This window comes from Mesorhizobium sp. WSM1293 (assembly GCF_000513875.1).
Lineage (GTDB): Bacteria > Pseudomonadota > Alphaproteobacteria > Rhizobiales > Rhizobiaceae > Mesorhizobium > Mesorhizobium ciceri.
Genome location: NZ_AZUV01000009.1, coordinates 1 through 23,898, shown reverse-complemented (window position 1 = coordinate 23,898; position 23,898 = coordinate 1). Strand labels below are relative to the sequence as shown.

General features: G+C 59.2%; 15 protein-coding genes and 3 pseudogenes. 10 read left to right on the top strand and 8 right to left on the bottom strand.

The window, feature by feature from the left end; all coding sequences use genetic code 11:
• Positions 1-256: 256 nt before the first annotated feature.
• Positions 257-409: pseudogene (locus M729_RS01000000134865) on the bottom strand (transposase); the annotation flags it as partial.
• Between the two features lie 235 nt (positions 410-644).
• Between M729_RS01000000134865 and trxA the strand changes: the two are divergent.
• The 3 genes from trxA (at position 645) to M729_RS0111865 (ending at position 7,089) form a co-directional block, all read left to right on the top strand.
• Positions 645-965, top strand: coding sequence for a thioredoxin (gene trxA / locus M729_RS0111875; RefSeq protein ID WP_027161676.1), 321 nt, complete (start codon positions 645-647; stop codon positions 963-965).
• A gap of 711 nt (positions 966-1,676) precedes the next feature.
• Entirely contained in the window at positions 1,677-6,443 is a 4,767-nt protein-coding gene (locus M729_RS0111870) for a shikimate kinase (protein ID WP_245267559.1), read from the top strand.
• 133 nt (positions 6,444-6,576) lie between these two features.
• Positions 6,577-7,089, top strand: a complete 513-nt coding sequence (locus M729_RS0111865) for a DUF192 domain-containing protein (RefSeq protein ID WP_027161674.1) — start codon at positions 6,577-6,579, stop codon at positions 7,087-7,089.
• Between the two features lie 128 nt (positions 7,090-7,217).
• Here M729_RS0111865 and M729_RS1000000139840 read toward each other — a convergent pair.
• Positions 7,218-7,961, bottom strand: a pseudogene (locus tag M729_RS1000000139840) (Tn3 family transposase); the annotation flags it as partial.
• Positions 7,962-8,352: 391 nt separating this feature from the next.
• Between M729_RS1000000139840 and M729_RS0111855 the strand changes: the two are divergent.
• The gene (locus M729_RS0111855; RefSeq protein ID WP_027161673.1) at positions 8,353-9,708 is read left to right on the top strand and encodes an aspartate aminotransferase family protein; all 1,356 of its coding nucleotides are present in this window, start codon (positions 8,353-8,355) and stop codon (positions 9,706-9,708) included.
• A 193-nt stretch (positions 9,709-9,901) separates the two neighbouring features.
• A pseudogene (locus M729_RS1000000139200) lies at positions 9,902-10,130 on the top strand (LysR family transcriptional regulator); the annotation flags it as partial.
• 13 nt (positions 10,131-10,143) lie between these two features.
• Here the strand turns inward: M729_RS1000000139200 and M729_RS0111850 are convergent.
• The 5 genes from M729_RS0111850 to M729_RS0111830 all read right to left on the bottom strand — a co-directional run bounded on the left by M729_RS0111850 (position 10,144) and on the right by M729_RS0111830 (position 15,392).
• The gene (locus M729_RS0111850; protein ID WP_027161672.1) at positions 10,144-10,956 is read right to left on the bottom strand and encodes a TIM barrel protein; all 813 of its coding nucleotides are present in this window, start codon (positions 10,954-10,956) and stop codon (positions 10,144-10,146) included.
• A gap of 573 nt (positions 10,957-11,529) precedes the next feature.
• The gene (locus tag M729_RS0111845; protein WP_082827299.1) at positions 11,530-12,426 is read right to left on the bottom strand and encodes an alpha/beta fold hydrolase; all 897 of its coding nucleotides are present in this window, start codon (positions 12,424-12,426) and stop codon (positions 11,530-11,532) included.
• A gap of 101 nt (positions 12,427-12,527) precedes the next feature.
• Positions 12,528-12,926, bottom strand: a complete 399-nt coding sequence (locus tag M729_RS0111840; protein ID WP_027161670.1) for a tautomerase family protein — start codon at positions 12,924-12,926, stop codon at positions 12,528-12,530.
• A gap of 61 nt (positions 12,927-12,987) precedes the next feature.
• Positions 12,988-14,343, bottom strand: coding sequence for an MFS transporter (locus M729_RS0111835; RefSeq protein ID WP_027161669.1), 1,356 nt, complete (start codon positions 14,341-14,343; stop codon positions 12,988-12,990).
• Between the two features lie 47 nt (positions 14,344-14,390).
• The gene (locus tag M729_RS0111830; protein WP_027161668.1) at positions 14,391-15,392 is read right to left on the bottom strand and encodes a nitronate monooxygenase; all 1,002 of its coding nucleotides are present in this window, start codon (positions 15,390-15,392) and stop codon (positions 14,391-14,393) included.
• Between the two features lie 115 nt (positions 15,393-15,507).
• On the opposite strand from M729_RS0111830, the gene M729_RS0111825 reads away from it, so the two are divergent.
• Positions 15,508-16,434 carry a LysR family transcriptional regulator gene (locus tag M729_RS0111825; protein WP_027161667.1) on the top strand — a complete coding sequence of 309 codons (927 nt, stop codon included), beginning with the start codon at positions 15,508-15,510 and terminating at the stop codon, positions 16,432-16,434.
• 544 nt (positions 16,435-16,978) lie between these two features.
• On the opposite strand, the gene M729_RS01000000134860 is transcribed toward M729_RS0111825, so the two are convergent.
• Positions 16,979-17,257 (bottom strand): hypothetical protein, encoded by a 279-nt coding sequence (locus M729_RS01000000134860; RefSeq protein WP_027161666.1) that lies wholly within the window; start codon positions 17,255-17,257, stop codon positions 16,979-16,981.
• 781 nt (positions 17,258-18,038) lie between these two features.
• On the opposite strand from M729_RS01000000134860, the gene M729_RS0111815 reads away from it, so the two are divergent.
• The 4 genes from M729_RS0111815 (at position 18,039) to M729_RS0111805 (ending at position 23,568) form a co-directional block, all read left to right on the top strand.
• Positions 18,039-19,469 (top strand): phosphomannomutase, encoded by a 1,431-nt coding sequence (locus M729_RS0111815; protein ID WP_027161665.1) that lies wholly within the window; start codon positions 18,039-18,041, stop codon positions 19,467-19,469.
• Entirely contained in the window at positions 19,469-20,884 is a 1,416-nt protein-coding gene (locus tag M729_RS0111810) for a mannose-1-phosphate guanylyltransferase/mannose-6-phosphate isomerase (protein ID WP_027161664.1), read from the top strand. Before M729_RS0111815 ends, M729_RS0111810 begins: the two co-directional genes overlap by 1 nt.
• A gap of 217 nt (positions 20,885-21,101) precedes the next feature.
• Positions 21,102-21,362, top strand: coding sequence for a helix-turn-helix transcriptional regulator (locus M729_RS1000000137080; RefSeq protein WP_167355167.1), 261 nt, complete (start codon positions 21,102-21,104; stop codon positions 21,360-21,362).
• A 298-nt stretch (positions 21,363-21,660) separates the two neighbouring features.
• Entirely contained in the window at positions 21,661-23,568 is a 1,908-nt protein-coding gene (locus M729_RS0111805) for an EAL domain-containing protein (protein WP_032808323.1), read from the top strand.
• Positions 23,569-23,898: the final 330 nt, after the last annotated feature.

The window sequence follows — 23,898 nt, the reverse complement described above, 5'->3', positions numbered from 1 at the left end:
CTCCTTCCCAGATCGGCGGCCCGCTTGGCGGCAACCGCAATGATGAAGACGACCAGAGACCGACTGGGCGGCAAGACGCTTACATCGGGCCGCCCGCCCTGTCGCCGCAGGCGCCATCGTGAGAAAGCCGGGAAATTCTACCTTCCGGCGGTCCAAAGAATGGTATCGGAGCAGAACACTGCATCGTCCTGATCGAAACGACCCTTGCACGGGGGCGGGTCATTTTGAAAGCAGCTCGCGAAGGGCGGCCACGTAGAAGCATCTGCTCGGCCAGAAACTTCTTCAGCTTCGCGTTCTCCTCTTCCCAATGCCTCAGCCGCTTCGCCTCGGAAACGTCCATGCGCCGAAATTTGGCCTTCCAACTGTAGGTCGTCGCTTCGGAGATCCCATGCTTGCGAGCCAGTCCAGCATGTCCGATCTATCCACATTACGAATGTAACCCGTTTCGACGTTGACGCTTCAGAATTTTGGATCTTCATTAAAGGACACGCTCCAATCGACGCATTCGATATTGAACGAAGGTCCATTTGCCGCTCGCAAAACTTACATCATCTCACTCGGGCTCAGTCAAAGTGGAAACAGCGTTCGGCTAAGCCGAAAACCGCACATTTGATTCAACATCTTCTTCGGTCAAAGGAGCAGCCATGGCTACCGTGAAAGTCGATATCAATAACTTCCGGTCGGAAGTTCTGGAATCCGCAGCACCCGTCGTCGTCGATTTCTGGGCCGAATGGTGCGATCCCTGCAAGATGATTGCTCCGAGCCTCGAGGAAATCTCCGTCGAGATGGAAGACAAGATCAAGATCGCCAAGCTTAACATCGATGAAAACTCGGAGCTCGCCGCCCAATTAGGCGTGCGCTCCATTCCGGCGCTCGCGATCTTCAAGGGCGGCGAAGTGGCCGATTTCTCGGTCGGCGCCAAACCGAAGATAGCTCTTTTGAACTGGATTTCGAACGCTGGCTGATCGATATCGCTCAATCTGTACCGCAATGAAAAAACCGTAGATTCGGCCCGCAAAGCGGGAGGGTCCATAGTGATTTATGGGCGTTTTGTACACGGCTCAGCCCTTTAAGCTTCAGCCTGATGTCGGAGCGATCGAGTGGCCAAGAAGCTTTTCATTGCGGTGTTGTCGAGGCAGTTGTCGTTGCGTGAATGCTGCGGCTTTCAAGCATGCCGTTGCAGGCTCGCCTGACCGCACTCAAACCAATGATCTGTTGTTGACAGGCCTAGGCGATGCGTTTTGCTGGATCGGAGAGGGAATATGGGCAGCACCGGAGAGTTGGCCGGACAAGCAGGGCGTCCTAATAGCGAAGGCGGCCCGCACCGCATCTCAGACGCAATGTCGGACCAGCAGAAGACGCGCGAGGCGACGCTTGCCAGCGCCGACGCGTTGGTCGCCCGCGACGGCAATCTCGACGGATTTTCGGATTCAGAGTTGGCCGATTTGGTGAACGGCTTCAGCCGATGGCCGGACCAGCAGGAGACGCGTGAAGCGACGCTTGCCATCGCCGGCGCGGTGGTTGCCCGCGACGGCAATCTCGACGGATTTTCGGATTCAGAGTTGGCCGGTTTGGTGAACGGCTTCAGCAGATGGCCGGACCAGCAGAAGACGCGAGAAGCGACGGTTGCCATAGCCGGCGCGGTGGTTGCCCGCGACGGATTCTCGGATCAAGAATTGGCCAATCTGGTGAACGGTTTCGGTAAGTGGCCGGAAGAAGAAAAAGCACGCAAGGCGATCGTTGCCATCGCCGGCGAGCTCGGTTCCAAGGGCCGTCGCTTCAGGACTTTCAGCACGCCTGCGCTAGTCAGGATCGCCAACGGTCTGTCGCGGTGTATCGAGGAGGGAGAGACCGCCGGCGAGGCCGCCGAACCGGCCTTGCTGAAGGACCGCCTGCATCAGCTGGCGCGCTACCTCCAGCATGCAGAGGATCGGCTGCAGCAGGCCGATGTCCATGCGATCGCGAGTATATTCAAGGCGTTGGGCAAGGCGCAGTTGTTGGACGATCTCGGGGTGCTGACACAGCCGGGGCTGGATAGGCTCGAGGTGTTACGTGCCGCTCCCGGGTTTAAGCTCGACAACAACCTCGAGACGATGGGCAATCTTTGCGCCTCCCTGCTGCCACTGGCTCGCAGCCCGAAGCCGGTGTTGCGCTGGCACCGCAGGTCGGCGCTGAACCTGCTCAACGCCATCCAGCCGGTGGTGGAACACAAGATCGATGCCCATCTCAAAGCAGGCCAGGCCGAGCGCACCAGCGGCGCCAATGCAAGCCGCTGCCCGGCGCTTTCGATCCATGAGGTGCTCAAGACCCGGGCGGTGCTGGAGAACCTCTACCGGCTGCCCTATGTCGAGGGCGACACGCTAGCCTTGAAGCGCAGGCGGCAAGAGCTGCATGGCAAGACCAGGCAGATACTGAAGAGCGCCCGCACCCTCATCGACGCCGGCCGTTCCTACAGAAGCTGGAACGTGATCGCCGAGATCGAGGCGAAGGAGCCGCTCGAAGCGCTCGACACCTTCATGGCGCAGAACGCATCGATGATCCAGGCCCAGCATGCAGCCGCCAGCTTCGATGTCCATCGGGTCCTTCAGGCCATGGACCAAGAGCCGAGACCGCCGCAAGGCGATGCCGGACTGATGCGGCTGCCGGTGGTCGACATGCAAGGCCGGCCGCTGGCCAGCGAAGCCGAGTTGCGCTATTCCACTTTCCACCGCTTGACCTCGGGCGCGGTGAAGGTGGTGGCGGTGCAGCTAAAGGGAACTCCGACTGCCGCCATGCTGACACGCACGGTCGCCGTGGAGGGCGTGCCCTACCGCATGGACCTGTTCGGCGGCAGCAAACTGAAGCCGCCGAAAAAGAGCCTGAACCAGCTTGCCTCTCAGCTGCCCTTCACGGCCGAAGAGGCCCCGAGCGGCAAGCTTTTGGCGATCCCCTATGCCGAGACGGCTCCGGGTACGGCCTTTGAGCAGCTGTCGCGGGACTGGGCGCCGTTCAAGGAAGCCTATTACTATACCCAGCGCCGCGGATTTGCTGCGCCGCCGGGCATCCCCGACGTTGGCCCGCATGATTATGCGCTGGAAGGGTGCTTCAAGCTGTCCCTTCTGCCCGACCGCCCCGCAGGCGCAGTGCATCCCTTCCGGTTGGAGGGGCGAGACGGCGAGATCGCCTTGCGGCCGCATGACGGCTGCGGCTTCATCAGGGCGTCGCTGGCCGAGCGCATGCCGTCCATTGCCCGAGCTCGCCACGACGCTCCCGAGCGGATACCTGCCTATGCCGATAAAAGGCAATCGGCGGTACCGCCCTCGGCGCTGCAACATTATCCGCGCAGCGTCGAGGTGGCACAGGAGACCCGCGAGAAGGCTCTGGCATGGCTCGAAACCCATCAAAGCCTCACCGCCGAGGAGCTGTTCCGGACGGTCACGGGCGGGCATATCGAGGGTTCGAGCGCTATCGCCGTGCCGTCCAGCGACGAATGCCTGCATGTGCCGACGGGCAAGAGCAAGACCTTGACCCGTGACGCTGGCGTGCTTGTCGGACGCTCCCCCTATGACAAGCCCAACCTGCGCCCGTTCGCCGCCGACCGGGTCAGGTCGGCGCGCGATGGCGATCGGACCGCGGCGTTCCTGGATCGGTGCGTGGCCTTCCAATACAGCTTCAACGTCGCGCACAGGTCGGGGGCTAGGCTTGCCGCCGACGATCCGACCTTCTTTGCCAAAGGCGTCTTGATCGTTGTGCCCGACGAAATGTGGCCGGCGGACTTCGCCGAGCGCGGGGTGGTGATGTCTGCCGAGGACGTAAAGTGCCATTCGCACTGGCTGGAGGAAAAGGACCGGGTCAAGGCCGACACCGCGCTCGAGTGCGTCGGCATCCTGCAGGCGACGGAGGTGATCGCGCCCGGCTCTTTGGTTGCGGTTCCGAGCGCCGAACAAAAAATGCTCGACGGCGATTTTGACGGCGACAGCGTCGTCATCATCGGCGACCACCCTCGCCTTTACGAGCATGTGCGCCAGTTCGACGCGCAGCTGCAGGCGCGCGGCATCGCCTCGATGAAGCCGCCGAAGTCGCACACACCGGCCATTGAGAAAGGCGGCTACCAGTTCAGCCGGTCCAAGCAGATCCTGTCGACCACCGGGCTGGTGCTGGAGACCTACAGCTGCCTGCAGCGCAATCTGCTGGCGCAGCCGCTGGAGGCGCAACGCTGGTTTGCCGAGCGTGCCATCTTCGGCACCTACGAGGGCATTCATCAAGAGCTCAAGGCCGACATCCGCGCACTGTTGCAGGAAGATCGGCCGGATGGCCAGACCCTCCATGAGCTGATCGCCAGGGCGGGGGAAGACAGCAAGGCCGCCAGGCATCCGGTGGCCTGCGAACTGGCCGCGTTGCTGGTGGCCGAGCTTCAGGATTGGAACCTGCAGCTCAATAGCGAGCCGGCTCATGAGCAGTCGGACGTCAAGCAGCAGTTAGCGCGATCCGTGGCCTCAACCGGCGCGAATCCTGCCGTCAGCGCCGACGCCGGCGCGCTCTTCCCGAAACTCCGAGAATCCTATCCGGCAACCGCTGACGCCAGGAAGCGCATCGACTTCCTGCTCAACCACTACCAGCCGCGCATTGATCCGCGACCCGACGGCTACAACCCGCACGATCTGCATGAAAGCGCCCTCAATCTGTTGAGCGTCGGCATCAAGGTCGGCACGGACGCCTACAAGTCCGATACCGGTGCGCGGGTGTTCATGCAAAAAGCCACCGAATTGCAGCGGCTATTGGAGCTGAGGCCGAGCTTCAAGTCGGCGCCCTATGTCAAGGCGCAGGCGGCAAAGCTCCACCAGGGCCGGTTCGAGGTCGATGACAGCCTGGCGGATCTGAAGGACAACCCCACGCTGGCGGCCTCGGTCATGGAGACCTCGATCAGACTCGCCGTCGAAACCCGCATTCTGCCCAGCGCCATAGCAATCTCGGCCGACGACGACCCCGCCAGCAGGATAACGCTGAGCAGCGAACAGGCCCTGGAGCGCGCCAGGCTCGAAGCCGCCCCCGCCGAAGCGCAAGAAAGCGCGATTACCGAAACTGTGCATGCGGTTGCCGAGCTTTTGCGGCAGGACGGCATCGAGGTGAAGGTGCCGCATCTTGACCAACGGTCGCGCGGGCATGTCTGGATAGCCGACGAATTGACCGGCCAGAGCGTGAGCGCGGCGCCGGAGGCCCAACTGGTCACCAATGCCGTGCGCCATATCTTCGAGATCCCCGACGAGACATTTACGCGCGCCTTCAGGAAGGCGGCACTGGCCTTCGAGGAGCGGGACTGTAGCGAGGTCGAGACCACCAACTGGTTCATCAGGATGGACACGCCGCGGTTACGCGGCGTGCACACGGCGTTCAGAACCGCGCAGAACTATCGCTTCGAGGTCGAGTTCCATACGCCGGCCAGTTACCGGGCCGATCTCGCGCAGCGCGCGCAGAGCGAATGCGAGATGGTCCCCATTCCCCGTGGTGCCTGGGAGATATTACACTGGGGCTCGTCAGCAGAAAGCAGGTCGAGGGCGGCAGGTACCTCCAGGTCGCTCACCGTCGCAAGACAACAGATTGCGCTCGCTCGCTCGCCGCAAGCCGGCGAGATCGTCGCGGCCCTCGGCACGCGGCCGGTGGTGCTCGTCGGCATGCCGGCGAGCGGCAAGTCGAGCATCGGCCCCCAGCTTGCCAAGGAGCTGGGGGTGGAGTTTGTCGACATCGATAAGCTTATCGTCAAAAGGCACGGCAATATTGCGGATATATTCAAGCGCAGTGGCGAGCTGTGCTTCAGGGAGCTGGAGGCTAGAGAGCTCGCCGAGCAGCTGAAGAAAGGGCCCATGGTCATCGCAACCGGCGGCGGCGGCTTTGTCAAGCAGCACAATCGAGAACTGATCCGCGAGAAGGCGGTGTCGATCTGGCTCAATACCGACCTGCAAGAGATCGGCAGGCGTCTCAGGGGCGACACCAGCCGGCCGCTGCTACAAGGCCCCGACAAACAGCAGCAGCTCGAAAACATGTTAGAAGAGCGCCGGCCAGACTACCAACAGGCCGATATCAGGGTGGTCCCGCCCTTTAAAAAAGACAAGAAGAACGCCGGCACTTGCGTGAAGGAGCTCTACGCTTTCCTGTGCAGCAGGGAGAGAGAAGCCGCCCTGACGCCCGCTGCCGAGATATCAGATGTCTCTGGTGCTTCCGGCTCCGCCATCGACTTGCCTCCGACAGCACAGCGCATGCGCGACGATCATGACAACCGCTATGATCGCGGGGGCGGCGTCGTGGAAACCATCCAGGCGCTGGCGGCACCAATGAGTGAAGGTGAACTGCCGCCGCCCCGCGACACCCTCACCGCCGACCCGCAGTCTTTGCTGGCCGGCAACAACCCACGAGCGGATTTAGCGTCTTCCACGAGAAGCAGAGAACGCTCAAGTCCAGGACGATAAAGCTTTAAGTGGCACAAGGGTTCTTTCGCAGGTTTGGTGCAGAGCGTGCGGGTACGCCGCCGAATGCTAATAAAAGCGGGAATCGCATGCATAAAGTCGTCAGAAGTAGGACGATTCCGGCCGAGGATTTCGAATGACTCACAGGAACTGGCTGACAACGGGTGCAATTTGCGCGGCGATCGCCTTTGTCGTCGCCACAGGCGCTTTCTTCCATTCGCAGCAACCGGCTTCGGCCGACAGCCGGGCGATGATCGTTGCCGTCGACCCGCAGCCGCTGGTCGTGGTGACGAAAGGCGGCGGACGCTCATTTTCCGTCGAAATCGCCGACACCTCGGCCGAGCGCGACGCCGGCCTGATGTTTCGCGATGAGATGGCCGACGACCATGGCATGCTGTTCGTGTTCGAGGAGCCTCGGGACGTCAGCTTCTGGATGAAGAACACGCCGGTGCCGCTCGACCTGATCTTTGTCGGCCAGGACGGCAGGATCCGGGCGATCAAGCAAGGCAAGCCGCAATCGGAGGCGATGATCTCGCCCAGCGAGCCGGCTCGCTTCGTGCTCGAGCTCAAGGAAGGCACGGCAGCCAGGAGCGGCATCGCGGACGGCGATTTGTTGCGTCACCCGGCAATCGGCACTGCACCCAACTGAACGCGCAGGATCGATCGCAGATGCAGTTTTTCTCCCATGACGGGTCGGAACAAGAACTGTTCCCAGCGACACGCCAAGATCGAACGGAGCATGAACGTTGTGCGGCGTGGCGTAACCGAGTCGGGGTCGAGCGATCGGAAGCCTTCAGGTACCTCATGTTCTGTATCCCAGGTGTAGATTCCGGTCAGATTGATTTGTTCCGAGCTCAGCGGCGAGACGTGATTGGGCAACATCCAGAGTCTCGGGGTGCATTCTCGCAAGTGGGTGACGGCCCGTTCGATATAGACCGCGTTCCAATTCACGATCGCACTAACGAGGCCCGGAGGCGCGCAAGGCCTGGCTTTCGAATGATCGGTCGCGGATTTCACCGCGCTCGTGGAACAAGACGGCGCCCTTCAGTTTATGCGCAGCTTCGCCTTGCTGAGCCCAGCTTGGCAGCGCCGACGCAACATCGGACTTGAGTATCACTCGTGTGAAGAGCGAGCGCTCGATCTTATCGAGTTCCCGTAGCGCCCTTGCGAGCTGGACGCGGACAGGTTCCTCAGGATCGTAGACGCACCACGGACCGCGTTGTGATCGACGCCGCCAGATGGAGCAGATCGTCCCATTGGTGGAGAATCAGAGTGGTGTTAATCGGCGCCCCGATGTGGTTCGACAGCGCCGGATAGCATCGCCCTTCTCGAACATGTGGAACTTCCGATCTTTTTTGGGCGTCGCGGTGCGAACCGATTGCAGATCAGCGAACAGCCCGAAGACGTGATCACTCGCACCGCCCGTATCAGTAAAGTCTTCTGGATATCGAGGACCGTGATCGAATGGCCCATCGAGCACATAGGGTCCGCCTCGTTTTCGGTCGGACTGATGAGCAGAATGGGCGCAACAAGGCAGGATGGTCTGCGAACAGTTCGGTTGAGCCGTCGGCGGCAAGCAGTGTAACAGATCCTTCAAAGAAATTGATAGACTCTTAGCAACTCCAAACCGCCGCCCATGCTAACGACATAGACTCATTGAAAGCCGTCTCGTTGGCCTTCTTCTTGTTGGAGCTGACTTGGGAAGCATCCCGATCCGTGTTGATGGTGTAGCCATCCATATGAAGCCTCGCCGTCCACCCCCACGGCCCAATCACCACGATCGGGCAAGCTGCGATGACAAAGGCTTAGTTAATCCATTGAGCATCTCACGCTTCCTCCAAGTCGCCGACGACAACAATGGCATCAAGGTTTCGTAGCGCCTCGCCATCTCGACAGGTCAAGGAGTTCGGACATGAAGCGCATTTCAAGGCTGGGCCACAACCGGGGAGAGGTTGTTGGGCCGAGATCGCGCGACGAGTTTCAGCGTTCGCTAAAGATCACGCCAGGCGGAAGCATGCGTGCTGCGCCTTTCTTCGCTCCACACCCGCCCTATGCTGTGTCAGGAGCGGGCTGCTGGATCACCGACGCGGACGGCAGGAAGATCTTCGACTGCGAAAACAATTTCTTCTCGCTCGTTCACGGCCATGCCTTTCCGCCGGTGATTGAGGCGCTGCACAAGGTCCTGGACGACGGGACCGCATTCGGGCTCCCGACCACAAGCGAGACCAGGCTTGCGGAAGCACTCACGACGCGTTCGTCGAAGCTTGAGCAGGTCCGCTTTACGAGTTCCGGCACCGAGGCCGTCATCTTCGCTGTCAAGGCCGCTCGCGCTGTTACAGGGCGCCCTATGATTGCCAAGTTCGAGGGCGCATATCACGGCGCCTATGACTATGTGGAAGTGAGCCTTGATTCTGCACCAAACAACTGGGGCAATTCGTCGCCTAACAGTGTGCTCTACGCCAGTGGAACTCCCCCCTCCACCGCCGCGGATGTCCTTGTCCTTCCTTACAACGAGCCCAAGTCGTGCAGAGAGCTCATCCGTAAACACCATGAGCGTCTCGCCGCGATCCTTTTCGATCCAGTTGCTTCCCGCGTGGGCCTGGTTCCGATAGAGGCGGATTTGCGGGATGTGATCCAGGATTGCTGTCACCGCTACGGTATCCTGCTTGTGGTTGACGAGGTCGTTTCCTATCGCGTCGGTTTCCGCGGAGCCCATGACGTCTTCGGCGTTGAGCCTGATCTGGTTGCTTTGGGCAAGATCATCGGCGGAGGTTTGCCCGTTGGGGCCGTAGCGGGGCTTGCGTCGCACATGGCAGTCTTCGATCACACCAATGGTAAACCAGCCGTCTCCCACGGCGGCACGTTCAGCGCCAACCCGCTCAGCATGACAGCTGGGCTGGCGGCACTGCAATCATACACGAAGGATGCCGTGGTCCGCCTTAACCAGATGGGCGACACGCTTCGCAGTGATGTCACCGAGCAACTCAGAAGGCGCGAACTCCCCGCGCAAGTTACCGGCATGAGCTCCCTCTTTCGGCTCCACCTGAAGGCTGAAGTTGTCCGAAACTACCGGACCTCGTTCCCAAGCGTCTTGCAGAAGGCTGCGCTGGCAAAGGTGCACCGTGCAATGCTGGAACGGGGTTTTCTGATGACGCCGAATTGCTCTGGCGCGCTGTCGACCCCGATGAGCGAGACCAATATCCAAGATCTAGCCGCAGCGCTCGTGGATGCCGTCCATGAAGTTTGGAAGCAATCTCCGTGGGACTGATCGAACAAACGGTGGAACGCAGTCGCGGCAGCGCTCGCTCGGCGGCCCCGCGGACATGGGACGAGGTCCGAGGGGAAATGAATAACCACCCAATCAAATAGCCGGCGATGTCGTTGGTCTTTGAAGCAACTTCGCGGACCATCTGCTTTACACTCGCCGGCATTTCGGTAATTCCGCGCACATCTTGCCGGCGAGCATGATCCCGCCGATGGTCTCAGGCACAGCGCTTATAGCGACCGTGCCCTCCCGGCTGGTTGAGCTTTTCAAGTCTTCCCACTAAGATCATCTAACTTCCGCTGCGCTTCCCGCATTTACCGAGGCGCTGCAATGGCCCGCCCTTCACAACAGTGATGTGGCAAGCGTCTGGGGAGGCTTCTCTAACGACTTCTCCGCGGGACGCTAAAAAAGGTCGCATGCCCTGATTGATACCGCGTCTCACGCCGCCACTCGCGTCAATAGCCCGTGTCGGACGAGATCGATGCTCGCGGCAAGCGCGCCTGCGAGGTCGTCCTGCGGGTCGGCTGCGCCCAGAAAAGGAGCGAATGAAAAGGGTCCCCCATAGCCGCCATCAAGCAGCGCCCGGATCTGGCTGCCATTGTCTGAACCGACTAGGACGCGATCCGGGTAGATCCAGTGGATCGGATCGTTCACGCTTGAAATGTGCACGAGACCGGTCAGTTCGCAGGAGAAGAATGGCTCCCCGGCGAGCGTGTGATGAAATGTGTCGTGCACGAGCCGGAAGACGGACTGGCCATCAATGGCGGCGATGGCCTTAGCCGCTTCGTTCTTCGATCGAAGCGAGCAGGTCTGGAAGCCCAGCGGCTCGATGAGACCGATCAAGCCGCGCGACTGGAGGATCGGCTTGAGAGCCTTCAAGGCAAAGCGGAGATCGCCCCTGCGCTCGCCATTGGCGGGCCAGGAGCCGTCGTTGACCGGCATTAGCATGAGCGTCTTGGCTCCGCAGGCCGCCGCATAATCGGCGAGCTTGTTCGCCTCGGTCTTGCGGGCGGGTGTCCACTCGTTGAAGCGCTGCAAGGCATTGATGGAAATGATCCCAACGCCTACTTCGGCGGCGGCAGCCCGGACGTCCGCCGCCGGCATACCGCGTGCAATAGCATTGCTGTACGGTTGGCTGCGGATCTGGACATCGGTCAGGCCCTGGTCACGGGCAACAGCGAAAAGTGCCCTGACGTCGAGTCCGGGCGTCGCCATTTGGTCGAGTACAAAGCGGGGCGCTGCTTGGCGCATGGCTTGGCTTTCCTTCAAATTTTCCGCGACCCTATTGCGACACTTGAATTAAGACAAACGATTAGATCAGATGTTTTTCATCTGAAAAGGAGATGGCTGATAAACAACGCCGAACTCAGGTTTTTCCAGGCGGGTTTGAGAGCAAACACACGGATTGGAGCACAATGGCTGGCCATGGTGCTTCGCTTGCGCGTGCCATGCGGCCAGACTCATTGTAAGACGCTTGAGGTCAGCACTGCTGCTCTTCAGACCGAGGTCCAACAAGCAAATCAAGATCAGTAAGTGTGACTGTCGTCGAAGGTGCCCCGCAGCAGCCGAGTGCCCAACTGTGGGATGCCTCTAGTTTGCACACGACGCTCGCACGATGGGGCCGGGACAAGAGCTGCAAAAGATTTACGAGGCATTTTGCAACCGGAGGCAGCTATGGTTGATTTGATGATGATTCCTCCACCCAGGCTTCAGCGGACGCCCCGTGGCGGCGCCAAACGCTCAGTAGCTGCAGCGCCGGCGGGCACGCGCGACCGCCAATCCGGCCGGCTTTGCCGGCCGAGCGAGCGCTGTTGGACGCGCAGGCTATTCGCCGTTGGACTTTAGGAAGGCGACCGTCGCTAAGATCAGCTTGTCCACGGTCTTGGCACTCCGTTCAACGCCGAAACCATGATCAACGGGTTCAGCCCACAGTTCTTCCGGACCGTCGTGATAAGCGAGCAACGACTTGGCGAGAACGGGTTGGGGAAAGACGATGCTATCGCGCGTGCCGACCGCGAGGAACAGCGGCCCCTTGTAGCGCGAGATTTCGCCGGCAGGCTGCACCGCGTAGAGGCTCTCGAAAAAGCGGCCTTTCAATGGAATTTCCTTCCCATCTCCGACGCGCTTGGCCGGATAGACTTTATCGCCCACCGTCACAGCTTCCGCCATCTGCTTCTCGCCAAATATGGAGATGAACGCTGCCGGAAGATTGATGCCGGGGTTCCAGAGCACGACAGACTTTAAAGGCGTTTTCGTCCGGCCGGCAACTGCTGTCGTGACCGCACCGCCCAGGCTCATTCCCATCAGCGAAATGCGTTTGGCGTCGACGCCGTCATTCGTCGATAGGAAGTCGAGTGCGGCTTGTGCGTCCGTTATCTCGGTTTCGACGGTCATGTCTGCGAATTTGCCGTCACTCTCGCCGCTGCCTCGAAAATCGATCCGAAGCGAAGCGATGCCATTCTTTGCGAGCACCGGCGCGGCACGCCCGAACAGGCCTTCCTTCACTGCCTGCGAACTCCATTCGTTGCGGCTGCCGGTGAAACCGTGAAGCATCAGGATGACGGGAGGATTCGCGACATCATCCGGCGTGACCATTGTGCCTACGATTGTCTGGCCTCCGACTTGGAACTTGATGATGGCCTCCTTGGCTTGCGCCGAAACTAAAAAAGTTGTCATCAGCATTCCCAGTGATGCTGCAACGGTTCGGTGTAGTTGTTTCATAGCTCACTCCCTGTTGTTCGGATTTGCGCGGCCGGTCAAAGCTATTGGCGCGGCCGTATCGGACTGGTATTAGTTGTTGACTTATTTTTCCGCCGCGATGCCTAATTTCCGCGAAGCTCGCTGGTTAGGAATTGAGCTCGACCAAGGCCGAAGGACCAATCCGCGTCACCATTTTCTACGATACTGACCACAACATCTGCAGGGTCGATCGCACACACATCCAAAAGCCCTCTTGCAACGAAACGATAGAAGGCCTGTTTGTTGTCAGTTGACCGTGCTCGCGAGATCACCTCGATAATGATCAGCCTGTCACTGCGAAAAAGGTCGAGACCGGTATCCTCGGCGCGCATATGCGCTCTCTCGTGTTCGATCAGGATCTGATAACGATCGGCGGGTGGCACATGGAAAGCCCTGACCACCGCCTCATGGATGCAGTCGAGGATATTTTCCTTCTCACCAGGCGATCGGCCCTTCAGAAGGTTAATTTTTACCAGCGGCATGGCTCGTCCTCGGCAATGGAAAAGAGGGCGGGGACGCGCACTCGGCGTCCCAGTGAAGATTTCAGATTGCTCTCGCAGGTAGGCCGGTTGGGGCAGCCTCGGGCTCTCCAGCCATCGCGCAGGGGAACCATAGAACATTTACAACTGCGCTCATGATCGCGATCGCAATGGGATAGGCCAGGCCCGCATAGATGTTGCCCGTGTAGGCAACCAGCGACAGGCTGATGAGGGGAACTAGGCCGCCAAACACGCCTGTGCCGATGTGATAGGGCAGCGAGAGCGAGGTGTAGCGCAATTTCGCCGGGAAGAGCTCGACGAGGAAAGCTGCCATAGGGCCATAGACCAATCCGACGAAAACGAGTTGGGCCACGATCAGCGCTGTTACCAAAACGAAGTTCTGGGCAGCGACGGCGGCGGCAATGCCTTGATAGATTGGAACATAGAACGTGGCTGCCAGAATGAAACCGGTGACAATCAACGGGCGGCGGCCGATCCGGTCGGACAAGGCGCCGAAGAAAACGATGAGGGGCGCTCCGATCATCAAAGCAGCAGCAAGGCAAATGTTCGCTGTCAGGAAGTCAAGTTTCAGCACGCTCTGCATGAAATACAGTGCGTAGAACTGGCCTGTATACCAGACGCACCCCAAGCCGGCGGTCGCCCCGAACAGTGCAAAGGCTGCATAACGCACGCCATGACCGGTGGCGAAACTCTCACGAATTGGGCTCTTTGCGGTCTTCCCGCCTTTGCGAAGCTCCTCGAAGACCGGGGATTCGCTCAGCTTGAGGCGCAGATAAAGGGACAGCACGATCAAAACGGATGATAGCAAGAACGGAATTCTCCAACCCCATTGCTTGAAGAGTTCTTCGCCGAGCGACAGCCGGCACGTAAGCACGACGACAATAGCCAGAAAAAAGCCGACGGTCGCCGTTGTCTGGATAAAGCTCGTGAAGAAACCGCGCCGGTTCGCCGGTACGTGTTCTGCAACGTAAACGGCGGCGCCGCCGTATTCGCCGCCGATCGCCAATCCCTGGATCAGCCGAAGGACCACAAGAGCGATTGGAGCGAAAAATCCCGCTGTCTCAAAGGTTGGCAAGGCGCCGACGAGCGCGGTCGCAATGCCCATCAGAATGAGCGTCATCAAGAACGTGCTCTTACGTCCGACGCGGTCGCCGATGCTGCCGAACAGCAGGGCTCCCAATGGGCGCACGAGGAAGCCTGTGGCAAAGGTAGCGACGCTGATCAGGACAGCTGCCGTCGGTTCATTGGCAGGGTAGAAGAGCGTTGAGAAGAAAATCGCCAGACTTCCGTAAAGATAGAAGTCGTACCATTCGATTACGGTGCCGGCGCTTGATGCTAGGACGACGGTCCAGATACCTGGTTTTTGGGCGGAGTCGCCCCTTTCCTGTAGCTGTTGCATGCTGCAATTCCCCTTTTATGTTTTTTGAAAGCAGTCGGCCCTCTTCTTTAGGGCCGTGGTTGCTCAGCTCGCGATGCGTGATCGAATGCGTAGACGCCAAGTCTTTCGCTTGCCTCGCGCACCGTTCGGCGGACGATGTCCTTCGCCGATGGCAGATCGCTGATGAGGCCCACCGCCTCACCGACAGTCACGTTGGCCGTGTCATAGTCGCCAGAGGCCCATGCCGCCTCGACTTTCGACAATTCTTCGGAACGCAGCGTGCGCAGCTCTTCTTCCCGCCCGTGCCACTTGTCGACGAAGCCGTTTTTGAGCAGTCGGCCGGTATAGCCAGCCGGCCAAGCCTTCTGACGAACAATATCGTAGACGGAAGTCCGGATTGTCTCGTCGCCAGAGGCAGCGACTACCTTGTCCTTGGCTGCCGGATGAATGAGCGACTCTCGCGTAGCCCAGAACCTGGTTCCCATCAGGATCCCGTCGGCTCCGAGCATCAGCGAAGCGGCCAGGCCCCTACCGTCTGCAATGCCGCCTGCCGCCACGACAATGACAGAAGGCGAAATCTTTGACACCAGATCCACGACTGCTGGAACGAAGGGCATGGTTGACCGCGCGACCAAGCCATGGCCACCGGCCTCGGTCCCCTGAACTATAAGAACGTCGGCGCCAATGTCGATTGCGCGCCGGGCATGTTCGAGTGTGTGGATCATGCAAATCAGCGGAACATCCGCCTGCCTGACCCGTGCCGCGAGTTTCGCCGGATCCGAAAACGAAAGCATCATCGCGGACGGACGCTCCGCAAGTGCGCGGTCAAACAGATCAAGGTCGGCTTCGACTGCCCAGGCGATGAACCCGCAACCAACGCGTTCATTGGTGATAAGCGACGACTCTGTTTCGTACCATTGACGATCAGCATATCCCCCACCCAACAGGCCCAGACCACCGGCGTCAGCGACGGCGGAGGCAAGCGCGCCACCGGCGGCCGGTGTCATCGGGGCAAGGATGATGGGATGCTCGATTTTGAAAAATTCTGTCAGACGCGTTCGTATCGTCATCTGTACGTCTCCCCAGCTTGAGGAAGTTCCCGGAGCTTTTTTTGACGCTATTGCGACACTTGACTTAAGACAAACGATTAGGTCAGATGTTTTTCATCTGAAAAGGAGATGGCTGATGAACAGCGCCGACCTCAGGTTTTTCCAGGCGGTTGTGAGAGCAAACAGTATCGGAGGGGCTGCCGGTGTACTCAACACGGTGCAATCCAACGTCACCGCGAGAATAAAATCGCTTGAGGACGAAATCGGTGCTCCGCTTTTTCATCGCTCCAGGCGAGGGGTCACACTGACAGCCACCGGCATTCAGCTCGTTCCCTATGCCGAGCGCGTCGGAGAGCTTCTGGACGAAGCCAAGCGCGTCGTCACAGACCGCGGTACGCCGAGCGGTTTGCTCAGGATCGGCTCGATGGAGACCACTGCAGCGCTTCGCCTTCCGCCGATCCTGATCCGCTATGCTGCAGAATATCCAGAGGTCGACGTACTGGTGGAGGCTGCCCCGACGGAAAAGCTCGTCAGCGAGGTCGTCGCACGCAAACTGGATGGCGCGTTCGTCTCCGGCCCTATCGTTCATTCCGAACTGAAGAGCCTATCAATCATCGAAGAGGAGCTCGTTGTGATCTCCTCGCCGAGGTTTCGCGAGCTTTCGGATCTGAGGGCCTTGGCCGCATCACCGGCTCTGAAGGTCCTCGCCTTTCGATCGGGCTGTTCCTACCGCCGGCGTATGGACATGTTCCTGGCGGCGTGTGGGGTGACGCATGGCCGCTGGATGGAACTCGGAACAATGGACGGCATCATCGGCTGCGTCGCCGCCGGGGTAGGGATGGCCATGCTACCTCTGGGGGTCGTTCAGGATGCGGCAGCCGACGGACAGGTCATCATACACCAGCTACCTGATAACCTGCGGTCGGCGCCGACTGTTTTTGTGACGCGGAGCGACGAGTATCTCTCCGCGGCACTTCGGGCTTTCATGACGGTGGCGTCTGAAACCCATTCACGGCCTCAGCCGGCAAGACTAGAGCCGGTGCGGAAATTGCAGCGGGCTTAGGAAAGGTGGAACAAAAACAAGGGGTCAGTCGGGTGCAAGCGTCGGCGAATCTTGTTGGCAGCTCGTATGTCCGTTTGCTCAGAAATCGCCCACGATGCTGGAGTGAACAATGGCAGGCCAAGTGCTCCGCTTGCGCGTGCCATGCGGCCCAAACTCATTTCGCCATTCGGTTAAGGAGCTTGACGTCAGCACTGCTGCTCTTAGATTCGCGGTTCAACAATCAATCGAGATCAGTATGTGACTCTGGTGGAAGGTGACCCGCAGCAGCCTGTGAATAGCCGTAGCCAAGGCTGACGTCTGTGCCGCCCAGTGGACCCGCAACTCGGCCTCACCATGGTATTGATGCGAAGCTGCACCAGCTTCACGCGAGCGGTACCGGCCGTTCGATCCCGGCAGCGCTGTCCACGATCAGGTAGAACGGATCGAGTCAGAACGCCAGCATTCCGATCACGGGAGTGGACGGGACGCTTCGAGCATTCCCGAACCAAGCTTCGACCGGCTTCGCGCCATGCCCGCGGCATCCGCCGCCTTGGCGACCGCCGTGTCACAAGCACGGCGTCAAAGCCGAGCTCCATGACGATGGCAGCATGCGAAGGCGCATCGAGCGCAGCGCCTCATATAACCGGCCCGCGGTCACCACGGCGGCATCAGCACCTTGCACATCCAGCACCCGCTCGGCGAGGATAGGCCGCCGATGGTGGCAGGGGATTACCGCAAAGCCGTCTTCACACAGGATGCGCGCGGCCCCGACAAGGCCGGACATGTCCGCTTCCAACGTTACTTCGAGCTTGGTCCAGCTCGTGCCGAACTCTCGCGGTGCCATGTTCGCGGTGGTGTCCGCTCTTCCTTGACGGAGTTGCAGCCAGCAGTCCCGGCGGATTGAAGCGGCGCAAACAAGCACGTGGCTGGATCGGGTTGCAGTGAATGCGGCCGTTACGTTGCCGAAAAGGGATGAATGCAGACAAGGGCGAAGGCGTGGATCACGGAGACGACGAAAGCGTCAACTTTTTGGGTAGGCCCTGATCCAACGCAGCTCCAGAAACAACTTTCATAGACTTGAGCCGTTGCAGGGCAAGACATTGCTTGGTCGAGCGCCCGCGGTGACGCCATAGTCAGCCAGCCCTCTAGCTGACGTCATCACCTAAATCGCAGGGGCTCTACGATCCTTGTCGATAAGGGCTTTCTAGCCCATCCATGGCATGGATGCATCCAATCCAAACAACCAAGTTTACCGGCCGGTCATGATGCTGCATAGCGAAATACCGGCATGCCCCGATCAATCATCAATGCCTTTGATCATTAGAAGAGCGGGCCAAAGATTCCGATAGAAGAGGAGAACTGTGCATGCCCCTGACCGACTGTGGAGGCCGGACCTCAGAAGGGCCTCACGGCTCTCGTGATAGAGCGAGCTATAGGGTCCGCTAAAATCCGGCAGCCTTGGGTGGCGAGAAACCCCCGTTCTGAGCTCCTGTTTGGGATCGTTCTAGAAATTAGATCGGCCGTTACCGGAGAGAGCGCATATCTGAACTGCAGGTGGCTGAGAGCGATGGCGCATTTAATAGAAGCACTAGCCAACTGCAACATTACACCAGCAAAGCGAAGTCATGAAATTCGGGTCAAGCGGCGTTCGAGGTTTGGATTCGGAATTGGTTGGCGAAGCCAGCGGACTTTATGCCGAAGCTTTCGCTTGGCGTTTGATTTCGAGCGGGGTTCAGCCGAATGGTTCAGTCTTCATAGGCCGCGACCTACGTGACAGCAGTCAGGCAATAGTCAACAATTGCTTGGCGGCGTTGGCTTCAAATGGTTTTCAGCCGATCGATTGCGGCGCCATACCTACGCCTGCCCTTGCACTATATGCACGCAGACACGGCACGGCCGCTCTTATGGTCACCGGGTCGCACATTCCAGCCGATCGCAACGGCATCAAATTCTATGGTCCGAATGGTGAAATCAGCAAGGCGGATGAGGCCGCGATGACGCGCTTTGTAGGCGAAAGGTCAGCTGCATATTGCTTGCCACCGGCCCGTCTGGGAACGACGTGGCCTATGCGCCATGAAGAAGCGATCGGCTGTTATCGAGAGCGCGCCAATGACATACTTGAGCCGGGCTCCCTTTCCGGCATGAGACTTGGTGTCTACCAGCACAGTTCTGTCGCGGCGGAACTGTTGGTACAGGTCCTTCAATCGCTCGGTGCCAGCGTAATCGCGGTCGGGAAAACCGGAACCTTCGTTCCTGTCGATACCGAAGCCGTGGACTCGGCAACAATGTCAAAATTGAAGAAATGGGTCCGCGAATTCGGTCTCGATGCCATCGTGTCGACCGATGCGGACGCTGATCGGCCACTCATCGCTGATGAAAATGGCGATCTCTTTCGCGGCGACCTGATTGGGCTCGCAACGGCTCTCTTCCTGAAGGCAGACACGGTCGTGACGCCAGTGACCTCCAATTCGGGCATCACGAAAGCTCTTGGTTTCGAAGTCCGGAGGTCGAAGGTCGGCTCTCCATTTGTCATCGAAGCCATGGAAGCCTCAGGCGGCGCCGCCGGCATCGTCCTCGGTTTTGAGGCCAATGGCGGTGTTCTGCTAGGCTCGGATTGCACGGTGAACGGGAAGACGCTGACCGCATTGCCGACGCGGGACTCGCTGCTCCCAATCCTAGCTGTTCTCGGTACCCTGGCATCGACAAAGAAGAAGCTGTCGGGACTGCGCGGGTTTTGGAACCTTCCGGCGTGCGCGAGCGAACGCCTTCAAGACTTCACTGCGGAAAGTTCGCGCAGATTGATGGATCGCCTCGCAGACCTCGACGCGTTGCGGCAATTTCTCGCTCCGTTCGGGACCGTAGCCGAAGTCGACGAAACCGACGGCCTCAGGGTTCGGATGAGCACAGATGAGATCATACATCTGCGACCCTCCGGCAATGCACCGGAATTGCGCTGCTATTCGGAAGCTTCAACCGAGAGCAGAGCCACGGCGATCGTCGCCTCGGTGCTGAAAAGGGCATTGGCATCCGCGTCACAGACGATAGGGAGCATTTGATGAAAGTGGTTCCGGTCATTATCAGCGGCGGGGCGGGCTCGCGGCTGTGGCCTGCCTCGAGGCAATCGCATCCCAAGCCTTTCCTCAAGGTGGCGGACGGGCATTCGCTCATTCAGCACACCGTGTTGCGTGCGGTCTCGATAGAGGGGGTCGCCGAACTCGTCACCGTGACCTCCAAGGCCCACCTCTACCTCACGAAAGACGATTTTAACGAGCTGAAGTCTGTTGTGCTGCCGCGCACCTTCCTGCTCGAGCCGGAGGGCCGGGACACGGCCTCCGCTGTCGCCGCGGCGACGATCCACACCAAGGCAACACAGGGTCCGGATGCGATCCTGTGCATTTTTCCGGCGGACCAAATCATCGGCGACCTGTCGGCTTTTCGAAGCGCCATGGGCCGGGCGATAGAGCATGCGCGGCAGGGGCACATCGCTGCCTTGGGCATAAATCCGAACAGGCCGGACACAGCATTCGGCTACATCGAGGCCGATGGCGAAAAAGTCGTCCGTTTCGTCGAGAAGCCGGACATCGAGACAGCCAAATCCTACGTCGCCTCCAAACGTTTCTTTTGGAACGCCGGCATCTTCTGCTTCAAGGCGCAGGTCATGCTCGACGAAATGGCTGCGCATTGCCCAGAGGTGATCGATGCCGTTCTCACTAGCTACGAGAATGCTCGCGTCAGCCACGGCGACCATGTTGCCAGCATCGAACTCTCATCTGAGCACTTCGCCATGGCTCCGCGTATTTCACTCGACCGAGCGGTGATGGAAAAAACCCACAATCTCTCCGTCGTTCCATGCGAAATGGGGTGGAATGACATTGGATCGTGGAACGCAATGGCTGAACTGGTCGCCGCTGACGTGAACGGAAACAGGATTCGCGGCGATGTTCACATGATCGACACCATGCGCAGTTACATAAGCTCGGACAAGAGAGTCATCGGCACCGTCGGTATCAGCGACCTGGTGATCGTGGATTCCCCCGATGCCCTGCTTGTCGCATCCCGCGATAGCGTCCAGGATGTAAAGAAACTCTTCGAGGGACTCAAGGCTGCGGGACATGAAGCACACTTACTTCACAGTACAGTGCACCGGCCCTGGGGCACCTACACGGTTCTGGAGGAAAGCGAACGCTTCAAGATCAAGCGCATCGAGGTTAACCCTGGCGGACGCTTGAGCCTGCAGATGCACCATCACCGCTCCGAGCACTGGGTCGTGGTCAGCGGCACTGCGAAAATAGTCAACGGCGACCAGGAGCTACTCCTGACCACCAATCAATCCACCTATATCCCGTGCGGTCACAAACACCGGCTCGAGAACCCCGGCAATATCGGCCTGGTGATGATCGAGGTCCAAAGCGGAGAGTATCTCGGCGAAGATGACATCGTGCGGCTTGATGACGTATACGGTCGAGCCTGACAGTCCACTTCTACGGGTCCCAAACAAGTTGGCGCACTCGCGAACGTCTTCTTTTAGCTATATAGGAATCCGCGGAGATGAGGTCTTGATTTAAACGGTGGCGGCCGCCGCATTAGCGGAGCGCCTCCCACGCCGAGATGCCCCCGGCTCGGGCTTTTCGGCATCCTATCTCAACATCGGCCGCCGCTTGACGGCCGGTCTCTGCTTTGGAGGCAAAATGACTGCTTCGCCTTTCGCGCTGCCCGAGACAGTACTTACCGCAATTTCAAACGGAAAACCCGCAATTCAGGCATATCGAGAACATCTTGGCTATTCGACCGAGGAAATCGCCGTGACGAGCGGACTGACGGTAGAGGAGGTCAGGCTGATTGAGTCTGGCCATCCCTCCGACAGGGCATATCGCGATCGGATTGCTCGGGCACTTGGCTTGGCTGAGAGTATCTTCGATGAAATCTCAACCATCCCAAACGCTGCTTGACCTCGCCCTCTGAAGATTACCCGCCGCAGGGGCCGTGAAGAGCATCGCGAAGCCCTTGTGCGTCGCCTTCGGCGGCACGACCAGCGCAGCTTCCGTGCCGCTCCTTCCTAGATCCCAGTTTCGTGCCGAATCCGGGACACCACGACGCCGCGTTCCTTTGGCCGCAGTAGGTCTTCGCAGACATCTCATTGACTAAGCGACGCAAGGCTGATGCCCCGCTGAATCGTTAACCCGTCCTTCAGGGGGTTTGCATAAATCTGCGCTCCGGAAGAAGACCAGAAAGCAAGCTGACTGATCTATGGCCCTGAACAAAGAAGACGCGCTGGATGCCAGAATTCTTCAGGATCAGCTCGCTGATTTGAGGGCCGGTCTCTTCGTGTCAATGCCGATAAGCACTATCCTATCAGGCTTGATTTTGATGGTGCAGGCCCTTTCTGGCGAGGGCTTTGCGGCCGCAGTCTGGTTCTTGATTGTCAATGCTATAAATGTCGCGCGCCTTGCACTAGCCCATTATCAGCTAAATGAGACGGGTCATCAGGACGATTTGAAATGGATTTCGCAGAGGCTTCGCTGGTTTGCGATTCTTGCTCTTGTGGCAGGATTTGCCTGGTCCTTTCCTGCCGTCCTCACGGCCGGATACACAACACCCCAAGCGGCGCTGCATCTGATCATTCTGGCGGGGATTTCAGCAGGTGCGATAACATACGGCAGTTCGTATTCTGCGGCAGCGATCAACTTCATCACACCGCCACTCCTTATCACTGCAGGATGGCTGCTGACGAAAGGCAACTTGGAAGACTACATTCTGGCCTTTGCGGTTCTACTCTTCGAGGGCGGCTTGGTTCGAAGCTCGTTTGTAGGGCAAGCGCGCTTCCGCGAGGCGAGCCGCCTGAGACATGAGGCCGAGCGGCTTGCGGCCGAAATGGAGCGCAATTCCAGGGAGGACCACTTGACGGGGCTGCTCAACAGACGGGGCCTCGAACACGCAATCGGTCAGTACGAAAACACAGACGGCCCCTTCGTGGCAATGCTGATTGACTTAGACGGTTTCAAGTCTGTCAACGATACCTACGGTCACAGGACGGGTGATGAACTGCTCGTCATGATCGCCCGCCGGATAGAGCAAGAAGCGCCCGCAGGCTCAACGCTCGCCCGTATTGGCGGCGATGAATTTGTGCTTTTTTTCCCCTCGCTCAGAAATTCTCCTTCTCCCAGTATTCTCGCATCCAACATCATAGCCAAACTTGCTCGCCCCTATCCTGGGGTCGCGTCCGTCCGGATCGGAGCATCTTTAGGAATATACTTGGCCGAAAGGCCGGGGCTGACAGAAATGTTGTTGCGGGCGGATATCGCCCTTTACACAGCTAAGCGTCGTGGCAGGAACGAATTTTGCCTGTTCGATGCCGAACTCGACAGGGAGCTGCATCGCCGCCAGTCCATTGAACGCGACCTTCATGCGGCGATAAAGACGAGAAGCCTCAGTTCTTGGTTCCAGCCCATCGTAAGACTCGATACCGAGGCCCTGGTTGGTTTCGAAGCCTTGCTGAGGTGGACCCACCCGATTCATAGCGCCATCTCTCCGCCCGAAATCATCATAGCCGCGCGCGAAACCGGAATGCTTCAGCTGCTGACCCATACGGTATTCGCGGACTGTTGTGCTCTTATCGACGGCTTGTTGAAAGCTGACCGCCGTGATGTACGTGTGGCAATGAATGTTTCACCGCGCGAACTGGAGGCCGGCGATATCGACGATATGATTCTGGATGGTTTGGCCGCAAAAGACCTGCCACCAACGATGTTCGAAATTGAGATCACCGAAGAATCCCCTGTGGACCCGGACAGAGTGGATGAGAAGCTCGGACGGCTTTCACATGCCGGCATCTCCATCGCGCTCGATGACTTCGGCACCGGCTTTTCCACATTGGCATCGCTCAAGGACAGCCGGATACGCAAGGTGAAAATTGACCAGGGCTTCGTTCGCGGTCTGGCAAGGTCCCGAGACGACCGGCTGCTTGTCAAAACGGTGATCGATCTTGGTAGGACGCTTGGGATCGAGGTCATGGCCGAGGGCGTGGAGACAGAGGCAGACCGACAAATTCTGCACAAGCTTGGATGCAGAACCGCTCAGGGCTTCCTATTCTCCAAGGCGGTAACTCTGACCCAAGCGCTTGAATTTGCAGTAAAAGAGCACGCGAAAGACTTGTGACCGGTACCAGCTATTGCTGATTTCATCAAGGAGAGCGCCAAAGGACGAGATGGGTGCTGGAGCGGACATGAGGTGCGTTATCAAGCGCCATTACGACGATGTAGTTGTGGTTCCGAGAAGTTGGTCAAAAAAGGGCGGCATCGCTGCCGCCCTTTCCGTATCTGGAGGCTGATAGAGGCTGGATTAGAAATCCATGCCGCCCATACCGCCCATGCCGCCGCCGCCCATGCCACCAGGCATGCCGCCGCCGCCAGCCGACTCCTTCTTCGGAGCCTCCGCGATCATGGCTTCGGTGGTGACCAGCAGGCCGGCGACCGAGGCCGCGTCCTG